The organism is Mycobacteriales bacterium (assembly GCA_030697205.1).
Lineage (GTDB): Bacteria > Actinomycetota > Actinomycetes > Mycobacteriales > SCTD01 > JAUYQP01.
This window is the reverse complement of record JAUYQP010000015.1, coordinates 1-14,352: the sequence shown is the minus strand read 5'-3', so window position 1 is coordinate 14,352 and position 14,352 is coordinate 1. Positions and strand designations below refer to the sequence as shown.

The following is a 14,352-nucleotide window of genomic DNA, read 5'->3' as shown; positions in this document are numbered from 1 at the left end:
CTGTCTGACACGTGCCGGCCCGGCCACCCCCTGTGGGTCGCCGGGCCGTCGCGCGTCCGGGGGTTGCCTCTCCGTCCCGGGCTGATCTTCGCCCTCTTGCGGCTGCTCGAGCGTGCGGAATCGCAAGGAGGCGAAGATCACCGGGGGAGGGGTGGGTGGGGCGGAGGGGCAGGGCGGCGTACGTCGGGATTGGCGCGTCAGCCGGGGAGCGCGTCGTAGGTGACGCCGGTGAGCTCCTCGGAGACCACCCACAGCCGGCGGGCGACGTCGGTGTCCTGGGCCGCCTTCGTCCGACCGACCTTCGTCGGCGTGCCCCGCATCTCGAACGGCCCGTCGGGCCCGTAGTAGTCACCGCCCGAGACGTCGGGTGCGGTGGCGGCGTAGACCGAGGGCAGCGCCCCTGCGGCGTCGGACTGCGCGAGCAGCCGGTTGCCGAGCTTCATGGCCAGCCCGCGCAGGCCGTCGGTGTCCTGCAGGTGCGTCGCGGCGTAGCCCGGGTGCGCAGCCGTGACGACCAGCGGCGAGCCGGCGGCGCGGGCCCGGCGGTCGAGCTCGAGGACGAAGAGCAGGTTGGCGAGCTTGCTCTGCGAGTAGGCCTTCCACGGGCCGTAGGACCGCTCGCCCATGAGGTCGTCGAAGGCGACCTTCCCCGGCTTGTGGGCGCCGCTGGAGACCACGACGACCCGCGGTGCGCGTGCCTCGAGCAGGGTCGGGAGCAGCCGGCCGGTCAGTGCGAAGTGGCCGAGGTGGTTGGTGCCGAGCTGGGCCTCGAAGCCGTCCTCGGTGAGGGTGCGCGGGGTCGCCATGATGCCGGCGTTGTCGACGAGCAGGTCCAGTGACGGGGTGCGCGCAGCGACCTCCTTCGCCGCCGCCTCGATGGACGACAGCGACTGCAGGTCGAGGGTGACGAGCTCGACCTGGGCGCCGGTGACCTCCGCCCGCGCCCGCTGCAGCGCGGCCTCGGCGCGGCCCGCGTCGCGGCAGCCCATGAGGACCCGCGCGCCCTTGCGGGCCAGCTCGACGGTCGTCCAGAAGCCGAGGCCGGAGTTGGCGCCGGTGACGAGCGCGGTGCGCCCGGTGAGGTCGGGGACGTCGGACAGCGACCAGGAGGGCATCCGCAGAGAGTGGCAGTCCCGCGCCGCGGGCGCCACCTCCCTAGACTCGCCCACCGTGACCTGGGACAGGCGTACGACGGATCAGCGGGCCAAGCAGCAGGAGACGGCGGTCCGCACGCAGGTGGTGGATGCGGTCGGGCCGTTCTCGCCGTGGTGGCGCGGCCGGCTCAAGGACCTCGGGCGCACCGCGACCTCGGTCGCGACGTTGCAGGGCGTGCGGTCGCTGCCGGCTGCCGGCGAGCGCGACGTCTGCCCCGACGGCGACCCGGCCGGTGCCGCGGCACTGGTGCTGCAGGCCGGCGAGTCCGGCTTCGCCCTGCACGCCGAGGGCCCGACGCTGCGCAAGGCCCTTGCGGCCCGCCTCGCCCGGCCCGGCAGCTACCGCGCCGTCGTCGAGGCCGACACGCGCCCGACGTCGTTCGTCTGGGCCGGCCTCGCGATGCGCTTCCCGGTCGCGAGCACCCGCCGCGACCTCGACGTCGTCGCCCGGGCGGGAGCCCGCGCGTGGGCGGTGCTCGGGCTGACCGGCGCCGACGTCCTCGTCAGCGCCCTGCCGCTGCTGCCCACCGCGGCGAGCCAGGGCCTGCAGCTCGCCGCCCTCGGGGCGGGTGCGCCTGCCCTGCAGCCCGGTGACGACCCCGACGAGGTGGCGGCCGCGCTGCGGCTCGTCCCCGCGACCGTCCTCGCAGTGCCCGCGGCGGACGCCGAGACGGTCCTCGACGACCTCGACGAGGCAGGCGCGCCCCTGGGGAGCCTCACGACGCTGCTGCTCGTCGGCGCCCCCAGCGACGACGAGCGGGCTGCCGCCGAGGCGGCCCTGCGCCGGGTCGGTGCGGCGTCGGCGAAGGCGCTCGCCGTCCACGTGCCCGACGGCCACCGACTCCTGTGGGCCGAGTGCCGCGAGGGCGGGGCGGCAGCGGGCCTGCACACCTACCCGGACCTCGAGCTCGTCGACGGCGTCGACCCCGACAGCGGCGAGGGCACCGCGACGGCCGGCTGCGAGGTCGTCGTCACCCAGCTCGGGATGCGTGGCAGCGCGCTGCTGCGCTGGCGCACCGGCGACGTTGCCGCGAGCCTCACCGACGCTGCCTGCCCGTCCTGCGGCCGCACCGTCCCCCGCGTCGTCGGCACCCGCCGCCGCGCTCTGGTGCCCGTCCTCGCGCTGCGCAAGGGCACGCAGGCCGTCGACCTGCGGGCTGTCGCCGGCGCGCTCGTCGGCAGCCCCGAGGTCGCCGACTGGCGGGTCGTCGTCGCGCCGAGCACCCGCGACGGGGCCGACGAGCTGCTCGTCCACGTCGCCCCGGCCGCCGGCACCGACGAGGCCGACGTCGCCGTGGCCGTCGCCCGCGACGTCCGCGCCGCCGCCGGGCTGCTGCCGACCCAGGTCGTCGTCGACCCGGTGATGCCGACCGGTGCCGCGCTGACCAGCCGCGTCCTGCTGGGCTGACCCGGCCGGGCCTGCGCCCGACACGTAGGCTCGCCGCGTGGCGTACCTCGACCACGCGGCGTCCACGCCCGTGCTCCCCGAAGCGGTCGCGGCCGTCGTGGCCGCGATGGGCGAGGTCGGCAACGCCTCCTCGCTGCACGCCTCGGGCCGCGCTGCCCGCCGCACGGTCGAGGAGTCGCGCGAGCGGCTCGCCGCCGCGCTGGGTGCCCGGCCGTCGGAAGTCGTCCTCACCGGCGGCGGCACCGAGAGCGACAACCTCGCCGTCAAGGGCATCTGGTGGTCGCGCCACCGCGCCGACCCGCGCCGCACCCGGGTGCTGGCCAGCGCGGTCGAGCACCACGCCGTCCTCGACGCGGTGGAGTGGCTCGTCGCCCACGAGGGCGCCACCGTCACCTGGCTCGAGGTCGACGAGCTCGGCCGGGTCCACCCCGACGTGCTCGCCGCCGCGATCGTGCAGGACCCGTCAGAGGTCGCGCTCGTCACGGTGATGTGGGCCAACAACGAGATCGGCACCGTGCAACACGTCCGCGCCCTCGCCGACGTCGCCCACGAGCACGGCATCCCCTTCCACACCGACGCGGTGCAGGCCGTCGGCCAGCTGCCGGTCGACTTCGCCGCGAGCGGAGTCGACGCCCTCACCATGACCGGCCACAAGCTCGGCGGTCCGCTCGGCATCGGCGCGCTGCTGCTCGGCCGCGACATCGGCTGCACCCCGCTGCTGCACGGCGGTGGTCAGGAGCGCGACGTGCGCTCGGGCACCCTCGGCGTTCCCGGCATCGCCGGGCTCGCCGTCGCGACCGAGATCGCGGTGGCCCGTCAGCCTGAGACCGCGCGGCGCCTCACGGCCCTGCGTGACGACCTCGTCAGCCGGGTCCGTGCGGCCCTGCCCGACGCGGTCCTCAACGGCGACCCCGTCGACCGGCTGCCCGGCAACGCCCACTTCTCCTTCCCCGGCTGCGAGGGCGACTCGCTGCTGCTGCTCCTCGACGCCAAGGGCGTCGAGGTCTCGACCGGCTCTGCCTGCTCGGCCGGCGTCGCGCGCCCCAGCCACGTGCTGCTCGCGACCGGCGCCGCCGAGGACGTCGCCCGCTCGTCCCTGCGCTTCTCGCTCGGCCACACTTCCACCGCCGACGACGTCGACGCGCTGCTCGCCGCGCTGCCTGGCGCGGTCGAGCGCGCGGCGCTCGCCGGGACGTGGGCGCCCCGCCGGTGAGGCTGCTCGCCGCCCTGTCGGGTGGTGTCGACAGCGCCGTCGCCGCGGCGCTCGCGGTCGACGCGGGCCACGACGTCACCGCCGTCCACCTCGCGCTGTCGGAGGCGCCTGGTGAGCTGCGCACCGGCAGCCGCGGCTGCTGCTCCAAGGAGGACGCCCGCGACGCCGCCCGCGTCGCCGACGCGCTCGGGATCCCCTTCTACGTCTGGGACCTCGCCGCCCGCTTCCGCGAGGACGTCGTCGACGACTTCGTCGCGGAGTACGCCGCCGGCCGCACTCCCAACCCTTGCCTGCGCTGCAACGAGCGCATCAAGTTCGCCGCCGTCCTCGACCGCGCCCTCGCGCTCGGCTTCGACGCCGTCGTCACGGGCCACCACGCGCGCCTCGACGACGGCGTCCTGCGCCGCTCCGTCGACGACGCCAAGGACCAGTCCTACGTGCTCGCCGTGCTCACCCCGGCGCAGCTCGCGTCGACCGTCCTTCCGCTCGGTGGCATGACCAAGGACGAGGTACGCCGGATCGCGCGCGAGCGAGGGCTGGGCGTGGCCGACAAGGCCGACTCCCACGACATCTGCTTCATCGCCGACGGCGACACCGCGGGCTTCCTGCGCGAGCGGCTCGGCAGCCAGCCGGGCCCGCTGGTCGACGCCCTGACCGGTGCGGTCGTCGGCAGCCACGACGGGGCCTACGGCTTCACGGTGGGCCAGCGCCGCGGCCTCGCGATCACGGTGCCGGCCCCGGACGGCAGGCCGCGCTACGTGCTGGGCATCGAGCCGGTCAGTCGCACGGTCACGGTCGGGCCGAAGGAGGCGCTGCGGACGTCCGTGCTCCACGCCGACGCACCGCGCTGGACAGGGCCGCCGCACGACCTGCCGCTGCGCTGCGACGCGCAGGTCCGCGCCCACGGCGAGGTCCACGCCGGGGTCGTCACCGGCGACGCCGACCAGTGGGTGGTGACCCTCGACGAGCCGGCTTCGGGCATCGCCCCCGGCCAGGCCGTCGTGCTCTACGCGCCGCACCCCGACGGTGACGTCGTGCTCGGGTCCGCAACGCTCGCCGGACCCCGCTAGGGTCGAGGGCATGGCAGACGACGTGAGCCTCACCGACCTCGAGGTCATCCAGCAGTTCAGCCTCGCGGTCCGCGGCGCGAGTGCCCCGCGCGAGGCGGTCATCCGAGCCCTCGAGAGCGACCTCGCCTTCCTCACCGGCTCCGGCCGCCGCACCGCGAAGCCCGCCGCGACGAAGGCCCCTGCCAAGACGCCGGCGAAGGCGCCCGCGAAGTCCCCCGCCGCGAAGGCGCCGGCCAGGGGCGCCCGCCGGGCGTGACGCCCCCATGGGGCCCCGGCGCCGCCACGGGCATCGGGAGCCTGCCCGGCACCGACCCGCTCGAGGCCGCCCGCGTGGTGCTCGGCGAGCTCGCGGTCCCGCACCTGCCGGAGCTGCCCGCCCGCGGCCCCCACGCCGACCTCGCCGGTCGCGGTCTCGCCCTGCTCGTCGATCTCCACGCCGACCTGCAGCCCAGTGGCTGGCGCTTCGTGCCGCGACCGGGCCGTGACGCGAGGCTCGCCCGCGACCTGCTCGCCCGCGACCTCGACGCGCTGGAGGAGGCCGCCGACGGCGCCCACCCGGCGGTCCTGAAGACCCAGGCCACCGGGCCGTGGACCCTCTCGACGCTGGTCGAGCTGCACCGCGGCGACCGCGCGCTCGCCGACCACGGCGCGATGGCCGACCTGGCCGAGAGCCTCGCGGAGGGGCTGCGCCGCCACCTCGCCGACCTGCGCGCCCGCTTCCCGCAGACCGCGCTCGTCCTGCAGCTCGACGAGCCGTCGCTGCCCGCCGTCCTCGCCGCCCGGATCCCCACCGCCTCGGGCTTCGCGACCCTGCGGGCGCCGGACCGCCAGACCGCGCGCGACCGGCTGCGCACCGTCATCGGCGTCCACGACGGCACTGTCGCCGTGCACTGCTGCGCCCCGTCACCGCCGGTCGAGCTGCTGCTCGAGGCGGGCGCGACGGCACTGTCGCTCGACGCCGCGGTCCTCACCCCGCGCGACGACGACCTGCTCGGCGAGGCTGTCGACCGAGGGGTCCCCGTGCTGCTCGGCCTGGTGCCCGGGACCGACGCCGACCTGTCCGACCTCGATGCGAGACTCGCACCCGTGAAGCGCCTGTGGCACCGGCTCGGACTCGACCCCGCGCTGCTCCCGCAGAGCGTCGTCGTCACCCCGGCGTGCGGGCTCGCGGGCGCCTCGCCGTCGTACTCCCGCTCCGCCCTCGCGGCCTGCACCGAGATGGGTCGCCGGCTCACCGAGGCCCCGGAATGACGTGCCCCGAGTGAGCGAGCTCGTCGACGGCGTCCCGGCCGACGTGCGCGAGCGCGCCGCCCAGATCGCGCAGACGCTGGAGGAGCACGCCTTCCGCTACTACGTGCTGTCCCAGCCGACGGTCTCCGACGTCGAGTACGACGCGCTGGTCCGCGAGCTGACGGCGATCGAGGAGGCGCACCCGTCGCTGCGCACCCCCGACTCGCCGACGCAGCGGGTGATGGAGTCGTTCTCCACCGACTTCGCGCCGGTCGAGCACCTCGAGCGGCTGATGAGCCTCGACAACGTCTTCACCGCCGACGAGCTCGACGCGTGGGCGGGCCGCGCGGCCAAGGAGGTCGGCGACGCCGCGTCGTACCTCTGCGAGCTCAAGATCGACGGCTTGGCGGTCGCGCTGGTCTACCGCGACGGCCGGCTGGTGCGCGCCGCGACCCGCGGCGACGGCCGCACCGGCGAGGACATCACCCCCAACGCCCGCACCCTCGCCTCGGTCCCCGACCGGCTGACCGGCACGGGGGTCCCGCCGCTGCTCGAGGTGCGCGGTGAGGTGTTCCTGCCGACGGCCGAGTTCGCCGAGCTCAACGCGCGCCTAGTCGCCGACGGCAAGGCGCCCTTCGCCAACCCGCGCAACGGCGCGGCCGGGTCACTGAGGCAGAAGGACCCGCGGGTCACCGCGACCCGCCCGCTCGCCCTGACGCTGCACGGCATCGGCGCCCGTGAGGGCTGGGAGCCGGAGTCGCAGTCGGCGGCCTACGAGCAGCTGGCCGAGTGGGGGCTGCCGATCAGCAGCCGCTACGACGTCTTCGCCGACCTCGCCGGCGTCCACGGCTACATCGCGCACTGGGGTGAGCACCGCCACGACGTCGAGCACGACATCGACGGCGTCGTCGTCAAGGTCGACCAGGTCGCGTTGCAGCGCCGGCTCGGCTCGACGTCGAAGGCACCGCGCTGGGCGATCGCCCACAAGTACCCGCCCGAGGAGGTCACGACCCTGCTGCGGGCCATCGAGGTCAACGTCGGTCGCACCGGCCGTGTGACGCCCTTCGCGGTCCTCGAGCCGGTCCACGTCGGTGGCGTGATGGTCGGCATGGCGACCCTGCACAACGCCCAGGAGGTACGCCGCAAGGACGTCCGCCCCGGCGATACCGTCGTCGTGCGCCGGGCCGGCGACGTCATCCCCGAGGTGCTCGCGCCGGTCGTCGCGCTGCGACCGGACCCCGAGCCCGAGCACTGGGTGATGCCGACCCACTGCCCGTCCTGCGGCACCGAGCTGCGGCCGGCGAAGGAAAGCGACGTCGACCTGCGCTGCCCCAACAACCAGACCTGCCCGGCGCAGCTCAAGGAGCGGCTGTTCACCCTCGCGGGGCGGGGCGCGCTCGACCTCGAGGGGCTGGGGGAGAAGGCGGCCGTCGCGCTGCTCACCGACGGCGTGCTGACCGACGAGGGCGGGCTGTTCGACCTCGACGAGTCCGCGCTGCTGTGCACCGCCTTCTTCCGCAACCAGGACGGCTCGCTGACCGCCAACGGCGCCAAGCTGCTGGCCAACCTCGACGTCGCCAAGACCCGCCCGCTGTGGCGCTTCCTCGTCGGGCTGTCGATCCGCCACGTCGGCCCGACGGCGGCTCGCGAGCTCGCCCGTCACTTCCGCTCGATGGCCGCGATCGAGGCCGCCACCGAGCCCGAGCTCGCGGCTGTCGACGGCGTCGGCCCGACCATCGCCGACGCGGTCACCCGGTGGTTCGCCGTCGACTGGCACCGCGACATCGTCGAGCGCTGGCGCGCGGCCGGCGTGCTGCTCGCCGACGCCGACCTCGACGAGGGCCCGCGGCCGCTCGAGGGCGTCACCGTCGTCGTGACCGGCACCCTCGCCTCGCACTCGCGCGACGGCGCGACCGAGGCTGTGCAGTCGCGTGGCGGCAAGGTGACCGGCTCGGTGTCGAAGAACACGACCTTCGTCGTGTTGGGCGACGAGCCGGGTCAGTCGAAGTACGACAAGGCCGTCAAGCTCGGCGTCCCTGTCCTCGACGCCGACGGGTTCGCGGTCCTGCTCGAGCAAGGACTCGACGCGGCCCGCGAGGTCGCCACGGTCCTCGAGGCCTGACCTCTTGGGAGGCCGGGTCAGGCCGGGAGGTAGGACGCCGAGACCGTCGCGGCGATGCCGGCAAGGTGGGCCAGGCGCAGCACCTCCGACGCGCGGAAGCGCGGACCGCCCGGGCGGCCGACGAGGACGACGCGGGTCGGGGTCCCGACGGGCGCCGCGGCCATCTCGACGCCGAGGACGTCCCACGACTCGGGCACCCACTCCTCGTCCGAGCCGAGCCGGCGGGCGGTCGCCAGCGGCAGCCAGGGCAGCGTCAGCCCGGTCGTGTCGGGGGCGGCGGAGGAGGCGGCGTGCACCTGGAGGGAGCCGCCAACGTCTTCGAGCAGCACCGCCCAGCCGGCGCGGAAGACCCCCGGGGCGTTCTCGACGAGCAGCCGCAGGCCGTCCTGCGGGGCCGCGGCCAGCTCGTCGACGAGCTCGAGGTCGCGGTGCAGGTCCTGCGCGCCGCGGTAGGGCCGCAACGACTCCACGACGACGCCCGGCACCGACTGCGCGCAGGAGATGAGCCGGTCGGCGAGCCCGCCGGGTGGCATCTCGACGAGCAGGTCGTCGACGGCGCCCTCCGGCCCGCGCTCCACGACGTCGAGGCTGAGGATGTCGGCCCCGGCCTCGCCCAACGCGGTCGCGACCGCACCCAGCATCCCCGGGCGGTCGGGCAGCACGACGCGGAGCAGGTAGGACACACGGGCCTCCAGGAGCGGGCGGGTGGAGCAGGGGGTGCGCCTCCATGGTGCGCCTGCCCGGTGACCGCTGTGTTTCGCGGCCGTGTCCCACCCGTGAAGGTCGCCGGGAACCCGTTCGCGCCGCGCCACTAGGCTCGGTACGCCCGTCCGCTGCAGCACGAGACGACCCGGCAGGAGCCGCATGCCCGAGATCACCCGCGAGGAGGTCGCGCACCTCGCGCGGCTCGCGCGGCTCGCCCTCGACGACGCCGAGCTCGACGGCCTCGCGGCCCAGCTCGACGTCATCCTCGGGGCGGTCGCGCAGATCTCCGAGGTCACCGACGCCGCCGACGTCCCCCCGACGACCCACGCGGTCCCGGTCGAGAACGTCACCCGCCCCGACGTCGTCATGCCGTCGCTGCCGCGCGACGCGGTGCTCGCCGGCGCCCCGGCGGCCGAGGACGGCCGCTTCCGCGTCCCGCGCATCCTGGACGACGAGGCATGACCGACCTCACGCGGCTGACCGCCGTCGAGACGCGGGCCGCCATCGAGAGCGGTCAGGCCAGTGCGGTTGAGGTGGCCCAGGCTCACCTCGACCGGATCGCCGCGACCGACGGTGCCGTCCACGCCTTCCTGCACGTCGACACCGAGGGCGCTCTGGCGCAGGCCGCCCGCGTCGACGCGGGTGAGCTCACCGGGCCGCTGGCCGGCGTACCCCTTGCCCTGAAGGACGTCATCTGCACGGAGGGCGTCCCCACGACCGTCGGCAGCCGGATACTTGAGGGCTGGCGGCCGCCCTACGACGCGACCGTCACCGTGCGCCTGAAGGCCGCCGGCGTCGTGGTGCTCGGCAAGACCAACATGGACGAGTTCGCGATGGGCTCCTCCACCGAGCACAGCGCCTACGGCCCGACCCACAACCCGTGGGACCTCACCCGCATCCCCGGCGGCTCGGGCGGTGGCTCGGCGGCGGCGCTCGCGGCCTACCAGGCGCCACTTGCGATCGGCACCGACACCGGCGGCTCGATCCGCCAGCCGGCCGCGGTCACCGGCACGGTCGGGGTCAAGCCGACCTACGGCGGGGTGTCGCGCTACGGCCTCGTCGCCTTCAGCTCGAGCCTCGACCAGGCCGGCCCGTGTGCCCGCACCGTGATGGACGCGGCGCTGCTGCACGAGGTCATCGCCGGTCACGACCCGCGCGACTCGACCTCGATCGACCGCCCGGTCCCGCCGGTGGTCGAGGCCGCCCGCCAGGCCGACGTGAAGGGCCTGCGGGTCGGCGTCGTCAAGGAGCTCTCGGGAGACGGCTACGAGCCCGGCGTGCAGGAGCGCTTCGACGAGGCCGTCGCGCTGCTGCAGGAGCTCGGCGCGATGGTGTCCGAGGTCAGCTGCCCGCACTTCGGCTACGCCCTGCCGGCCTACTACCTGATCGCGCCCTCGGAGGCGTCGAGCAACCTGGCCCGCTTCGACGCCGTGCGCTACGGCCTGCGCGTCGGCGACGACGGCGAGCGCTCGCTCGAGGAGGTCATGGCGCTGACCCGCGCCCAGGGCTTCGGCGCCGAGGTCAAGCGCCGGATCATCCTCGGCACCTACGCGCTGTCCAGCGGCTACTACGACGCCTACTACGGCCAGGCGCAGAAGGTCCGCACCCTCATCACCCGCGACTTCCAGGCCGCGTGGGAGTCGGTCGACGTGCTCGTCGCGCCGACCTGCCCGACGGTCGCCTTCCCCTTGGGCGCCAAGCTGTCCGACCCGCTGTCGATGTACCGCCAGGACGTCGCGAGCATCCCCGCCAACCTCTACGGCGGGCCCGCTGCGTCCTTCCCGTGCGGGTTGTCCGAGGGCCTGCCGGTCGGCCTGCAGGTCATGGCGCCGACGCTGCAGGACGACCGCCTCTACCGCGTCGGTGCGGCGCTCGAAGCGGCGTACCTCTCCCGATGGGGCGGGCCGCTGCTCGCCTCCGCCCCCGAGCTGTTGGAGTCCCGATGAAGCCCGTGTCCGTAGAGCGCGTCATCCCCGCGCCCGCAGCCCAGATCTTCGCGGTGCTCGTCGACCCGAAGCGGCACCAGGAGATCGACGGCTCCGGCACCGTCCAGCAGCCGACCAAGGCGCCCGCGCGGCTCTCGCTCGGCGCGCGCTTCGGCATGGGCATGAAGATGGGTGCGCCCTACAAGATGGTCAGCAAGGTCACGGAGTTCGAGGAGGACCGCCTCATCGCGTGGCAGCCCGTCCCGGACTACCCGCTCGTGTCGCGCCTCGTCGGTGGGCGCACCTGGCGCTACGAGCTGGAGTCGGTCGAGGGCGGCACCCTCGTGCGCGAGACGTGGGACCCGACCACCGAGCGGCTCCCGGTGATCGTCCGTGCCGCGGCCGGGCTGACCAAGACCAACATGGAGAAGACGCTCGCCAAGCTCGAGGAGGTCGTCACCGGATGACGGCAGTGCCCTACGCCGAGGCGCTCGCGGAGTTCGAGCCGGTCATCGGCCTCGAGACCCACGTCGAGCTCGGGACCGCGTCGAAGATGTTCTGCGGCTGCGCGACGGAGTTCGGCGCGGAGCCCAACACCCAGACCTGCCCGGTCTGCCTCGGCCTGCCGGGCGCGCTGCCGGTCGTCAACGCGATGGCCATCGAGTCGACGATCCGCATCGGCCTCGCCCTGCACTGCGACATCGCGACCTGGTGCCGCTTCGCGCGCAAGAACTACTTCTACCCCGACATGCCCAAGAACTTCCAGACCAGCCAGTACGACGAGCCGCTGTGCACCGACGGCTACCTCGACGTGGTCGTGGCCGGAGAGACGGTGCGGATCCCGATCGAGCGGGTGCACCTCGAGGAGGACACCGGAAAGTCGCTGCACGTCGGTGGCGCGACCGGGCGCATCCACGGTGCGTCGCACTCGTTGGTCGACTACAACCGCGCCGGCATCCCGCTGGTGGAGATCGTCACCAAGCCGGTCACCGGCACCGGCGCTCTCCCCGCCGAGGTGGCGAAGGCCTACGTCACCGAGCTGCGCGACGTCCTGCGCGGCCTCGGCGTCAGCGACGTGAAGATGGAGCAGGGCTCGATGCGCTGCGACGTCAACGTCTCGCTCAACAAGCCTGGCGAGGAGTGGGGCACCCGCTCGGAGACCAAGAACGTCAACTCGCTGCGCTCTGTCGAGCGGGCGGTGCGATCCGAGGTCGAGCGGCAGGCCTTCCGGCTGCGGGCCGGCGAGCGGATCGTCCAGGAGACCCGCCACTTCCACGAGGACACCGGCATGTCGACGTCGGGTCGCTCCAAGGAGGAGGCGACCGACTACCGCTACTTCCCCGAGCCCGACCTCGTGCCGGTCGCGCCCGACCCCGAGTGGGTCGCATCGCTGAAGGCCGCGCTGCCCGAGGCGCCCTCGGTGCGCCGTGCGCAGCTCGTGTCCCGACTGGGCCTGTCGGACCTCGACGCGCAGGCCATGGTCAACGCCGGCGTGCTCGACCTCGTGCTCGCCACCGTCGAGGCCGGCGCGGCTGCGGCCGAGGCCCGCAACTGGTGGCTCGGCGCCCTGGCACAGAAGGCCAACGAGCTGGGCGTCGACGCGGGCGACCTGCCGATCACTCCTGAGCAGGTTGCTCGCGTGTGCGTTCTCGTGACCGACGGGACGTTGAACGCCGGACTGGCCCGCCAGGTCGTCGACGGCGTGCTGGCCGGTGAGGGATCCCCGGACGAGGTCGTGGCCTCCCGCGGGCTCGCTGTCGTCTCCGACGAGGGTGCTCTGCTGCTCGCCGTCCGCGAGGCTCTGGCCGCCGCTCCCGACGTCGCTGAGAAGGTCCGTGGCGGCAAGATCCAGGCCGTGGGCGCCTTGGTCGGCGGGGTCATGAAGGCCACCCGCGGCCAGGCCGACGCCGCCACCGTCCGCCGCCTCGTCCTCGCCGAGCTCGGCGTCTCCGAGGAGTAGCCGGGGCTCGTCGTCGGAAGCGGCTCGTCGCTCCCCGACGAGAGAGCGCGATGGCGAGTGCATGAGGTGCTCGCGAGATGTCCACAGTTCTGGCTGCACGCGCCCGATGTCGTCAGTCCGCCTTCACACTCCTGTGGTGAGCCGAGGGGAGCGTGACGAGGACGGATTCCCGGTTGCTGACAAGGTCAATGACGGGTCGGTCTACGTCGACGAGTTCGAGGTCGCCTGGGTCTGCGAGTACGAACCCGCGCTCGGCTACGTGTGGCGCAGCCTTGGCCCAGTCCATCCTCCCCAAACGGAGGACTGACCTGTGGAGAACCTCCCCACCGCCGCCCCCGCGCTCTACCCTGAGCGGGTGGAGGAGACGACAGAGTTTCTGAGCGTCGACGAACTCGCTGAGCGACTCGGCTGCTCTCCCGACGATGCCTTCGCGCTCGTCCGGCGTCTTGGCCCGCGGGGCGTAGTCCGGACCGCCGACCGCCGGTGGCTCATACCGGCAGCGGCCGTGGAGGAGATTCGAGCCGCCAGCTCACTCGGTCAGTAGTCGTCCCCGTCCGGGCCACTGCATCGTTGCGATCGCATGGCCAACGGCACCTACCCGTTGCTGTACCTGCTTGGGCTTCCGTCGCAGAGCGGCGGTCCTCCTGCCCGTCCAGGGGTCCGCTCCTGCCACGGCCAACAACCTCCGCGTTCGTTCAGCCAGATGCCTAGGAGCGTGGGTCCGAAACACGCGCGGCGGGGTGCTTCGGCGCAGCAGTGACCCTTGGGACACTTGAGTGTGCTTGCGGATCAAGGTGATGACGGTCTGTTCGAGATGACGCCGGTGGAGCCGCCGGTGGTCGAGCGGGGCCCGGTGGACAAGACGTTTCGGCCCTTCGATCCGGGCCAGGCGTGGCTGGTCCCGCCGTCGTTGGACGAGTGGCTTCCGCAGGACCACATCGCCCGGTTCATCGCCGATCTCGTCGATGAGCACCTGGACCTGTCGGCGTTCTACGCCGATTACCGCGAGGGTCGGGGGGCACCGCCGTTCGACCCGCGGCTGATGGTGCGGGTGCTGCTGCTGGGTTACACGAGTGGGATCCGGTCTTCCCGCAAGCTCGAGGCGGCGTGCAGCGACATCGTGGCGTTCCGCTGGCTGGCGGCCGGGCAGGTGCCGGCGTATCGGGCGATCGCGAAGTTCCGTAAGCGGCACCTGTCGGCGTTGGGGCACCTGTTCGTGCAGGCCTTGGAGTTGTGCCAGGCCGCCGGGATGGTCCGGCTCGGTCGGGTCGCGCTGGACGGCACGAAGGTCCGGGCGAACGCCTCCCGGCGCAAGGCGATGAGCTACGCCCGGATGACCGACAAGCAGAAGGCTCTGGCTGCTGAAGTCTCGGCGCTGCTGTTTGAGGCGGAGCGGGTCGACAAGGACGAGGACGCCTTGTTCGGGGCGTGTCAGATCGTCTGTGTAAGTCGCTGAGGTCCGACGCTGGGGCTGACGCCTCGGACAGGAGACTGCACGATGAAGGCACCGACGCTTGCGAAGGCCGCTGTGACCACCTCGGACGACGACATCTCGAACGGCGGCC

At 73.9% G+C, this 14,352-nt stretch carries 14 protein-coding genes and 1 pseudogene; 13 read left to right on the top strand and 2 right to left on the bottom strand.

What is annotated here, in order from left to right:
* Positions 1-197: 197 nt before the first annotated feature.
* Complete coding sequence (locus Q8R60_05505) at positions 198-1,115, bottom strand: oxidoreductase (GenBank protein ID MDP3711925.1); 918 nt, start codon at positions 1,113-1,115, stop codon at positions 198-200.
* A gap of 55 nt (positions 1,116-1,170) precedes the next feature.
* Between Q8R60_05505 and Q8R60_05500 the strand changes: the two genes are divergently transcribed.
* From Q8R60_05500 to ligA, 6 genes are read left to right on the top strand one after another with little or no spacing between them, the layout of a single operon-like run.
* Positions 1,171-2,562 (top strand): hypothetical protein, encoded by a 1,392-nt coding sequence (locus Q8R60_05500; protein MDP3711924.1) that lies wholly within the window; start codon positions 1,171-1,173, stop codon positions 2,560-2,562.
* 37 nt (positions 2,563-2,599) lie between these two features.
* Complete coding sequence (locus tag Q8R60_05495; protein ID MDP3711923.1) at positions 2,600-3,775, top strand: cysteine desulfurase family protein; 1,176 nt, start codon at positions 2,600-2,602, stop codon at positions 3,773-3,775.
* Positions 3,772-4,845, top strand: coding sequence for a tRNA 2-thiouridine(34) synthase MnmA (mnmA, locus tag Q8R60_05490; protein MDP3711922.1), 1,074 nt, complete (start codon positions 3,772-3,774; stop codon positions 4,843-4,845). The genes Q8R60_05495 and mnmA overlap by 4 nt, the downstream gene beginning before the upstream one ends.
* A 10-nt stretch (positions 4,846-4,855) precedes the next feature.
* Positions 4,856-5,101: a hypothetical protein gene (locus tag Q8R60_05485; GenBank protein ID MDP3711921.1), complete on the top strand. Its 246-nt coding sequence runs from the start codon at positions 4,856-4,858 to the stop codon at positions 5,099-5,101.
* On the top strand, positions 5,098-6,096 hold the full coding sequence (locus tag Q8R60_05480; GenBank protein ID MDP3711920.1) for a methionine synthase: 999 nt from the start codon (positions 5,098-5,100) through the stop codon (positions 6,094-6,096). The genes Q8R60_05485 and Q8R60_05480 overlap by 4 nt, the downstream gene beginning before the upstream one ends.
* A gap of 10 nt (positions 6,097-6,106) precedes the next feature.
* Positions 6,107-8,197, top strand: a complete 2,091-nt coding sequence (gene ligA, locus Q8R60_05475; GenBank protein MDP3711919.1) for an NAD-dependent DNA ligase LigA — start codon at positions 6,107-6,109, stop codon at positions 8,195-8,197.
* Between the two features lie 17 nt (positions 8,198-8,214).
* On the opposite strand, the gene Q8R60_05470 is transcribed toward ligA, so the two are convergent.
* Positions 8,215-8,880 (bottom strand): ACT domain-containing protein, encoded by a 666-nt coding sequence (locus Q8R60_05470; protein MDP3711918.1) that lies wholly within the window; start codon positions 8,878-8,880, stop codon positions 8,215-8,217.
* Between the two features lie 181 nt (positions 8,881-9,061).
* Here Q8R60_05470 and gatC point away from each other — a divergent pair, with 181 nt between their 5' ends.
* The 7 genes and pseudogenes from gatC (at position 9,062) to Q8R60_05435 (ending at position 14,213) form a co-directional block, all read left to right on the top strand.
* The gene (gatC, locus tag Q8R60_05465; protein MDP3711917.1) at positions 9,062-9,364 is read left to right on the top strand and encodes an Asp-tRNA(Asn)/Glu-tRNA(Gln) amidotransferase subunit GatC; all 303 of its coding nucleotides are present in this window, start codon (positions 9,062-9,064) and stop codon (positions 9,362-9,364) included.
* Positions 9,361-10,848, top strand: coding sequence for an Asp-tRNA(Asn)/Glu-tRNA(Gln) amidotransferase subunit GatA (gatA, locus tag Q8R60_05460; protein MDP3711916.1), 1,488 nt, complete (start codon positions 9,361-9,363; stop codon positions 10,846-10,848). Before gatC ends, gatA begins: the two co-directional genes overlap by 4 nt.
* Positions 10,845-11,294 (top strand): SRPBCC family protein, encoded by a 450-nt coding sequence (locus Q8R60_05455; protein ID MDP3711915.1) that lies wholly within the window; start codon positions 10,845-10,847, stop codon positions 11,292-11,294. The genes gatA and Q8R60_05455 overlap by 4 nt, the downstream gene beginning before the upstream one ends.
* Positions 11,291-12,787, top strand: a complete 1,497-nt coding sequence (gene gatB / locus Q8R60_05450) for an Asp-tRNA(Asn)/Glu-tRNA(Gln) amidotransferase subunit GatB (protein ID MDP3711914.1) — start codon at positions 11,291-11,293, stop codon at positions 12,785-12,787. The genes Q8R60_05455 and gatB overlap by 4 nt, the downstream gene beginning before the upstream one ends.
* 136 nt (positions 12,788-12,923) lie before the next feature.
* Positions 12,924-13,094: a hypothetical protein gene (locus Q8R60_05445; protein MDP3711913.1), complete on the top strand. Its 171-nt coding sequence runs from the start codon at positions 12,924-12,926 to the stop codon at positions 13,092-13,094.
* A 3-nt stretch (positions 13,095-13,097) separates the two neighbouring features.
* Complete coding sequence (locus tag Q8R60_05440; GenBank protein ID MDP3711912.1) at positions 13,098-13,331, top strand: hypothetical protein; 234 nt, start codon at positions 13,098-13,100, stop codon at positions 13,329-13,331.
* A gap of 270 nt (positions 13,332-13,601) precedes the next feature.
* Positions 13,602-14,213: pseudogene (locus tag Q8R60_05435) on the top strand (transposase).
* Positions 14,214-14,352 lie beyond the last annotated feature (139 nt).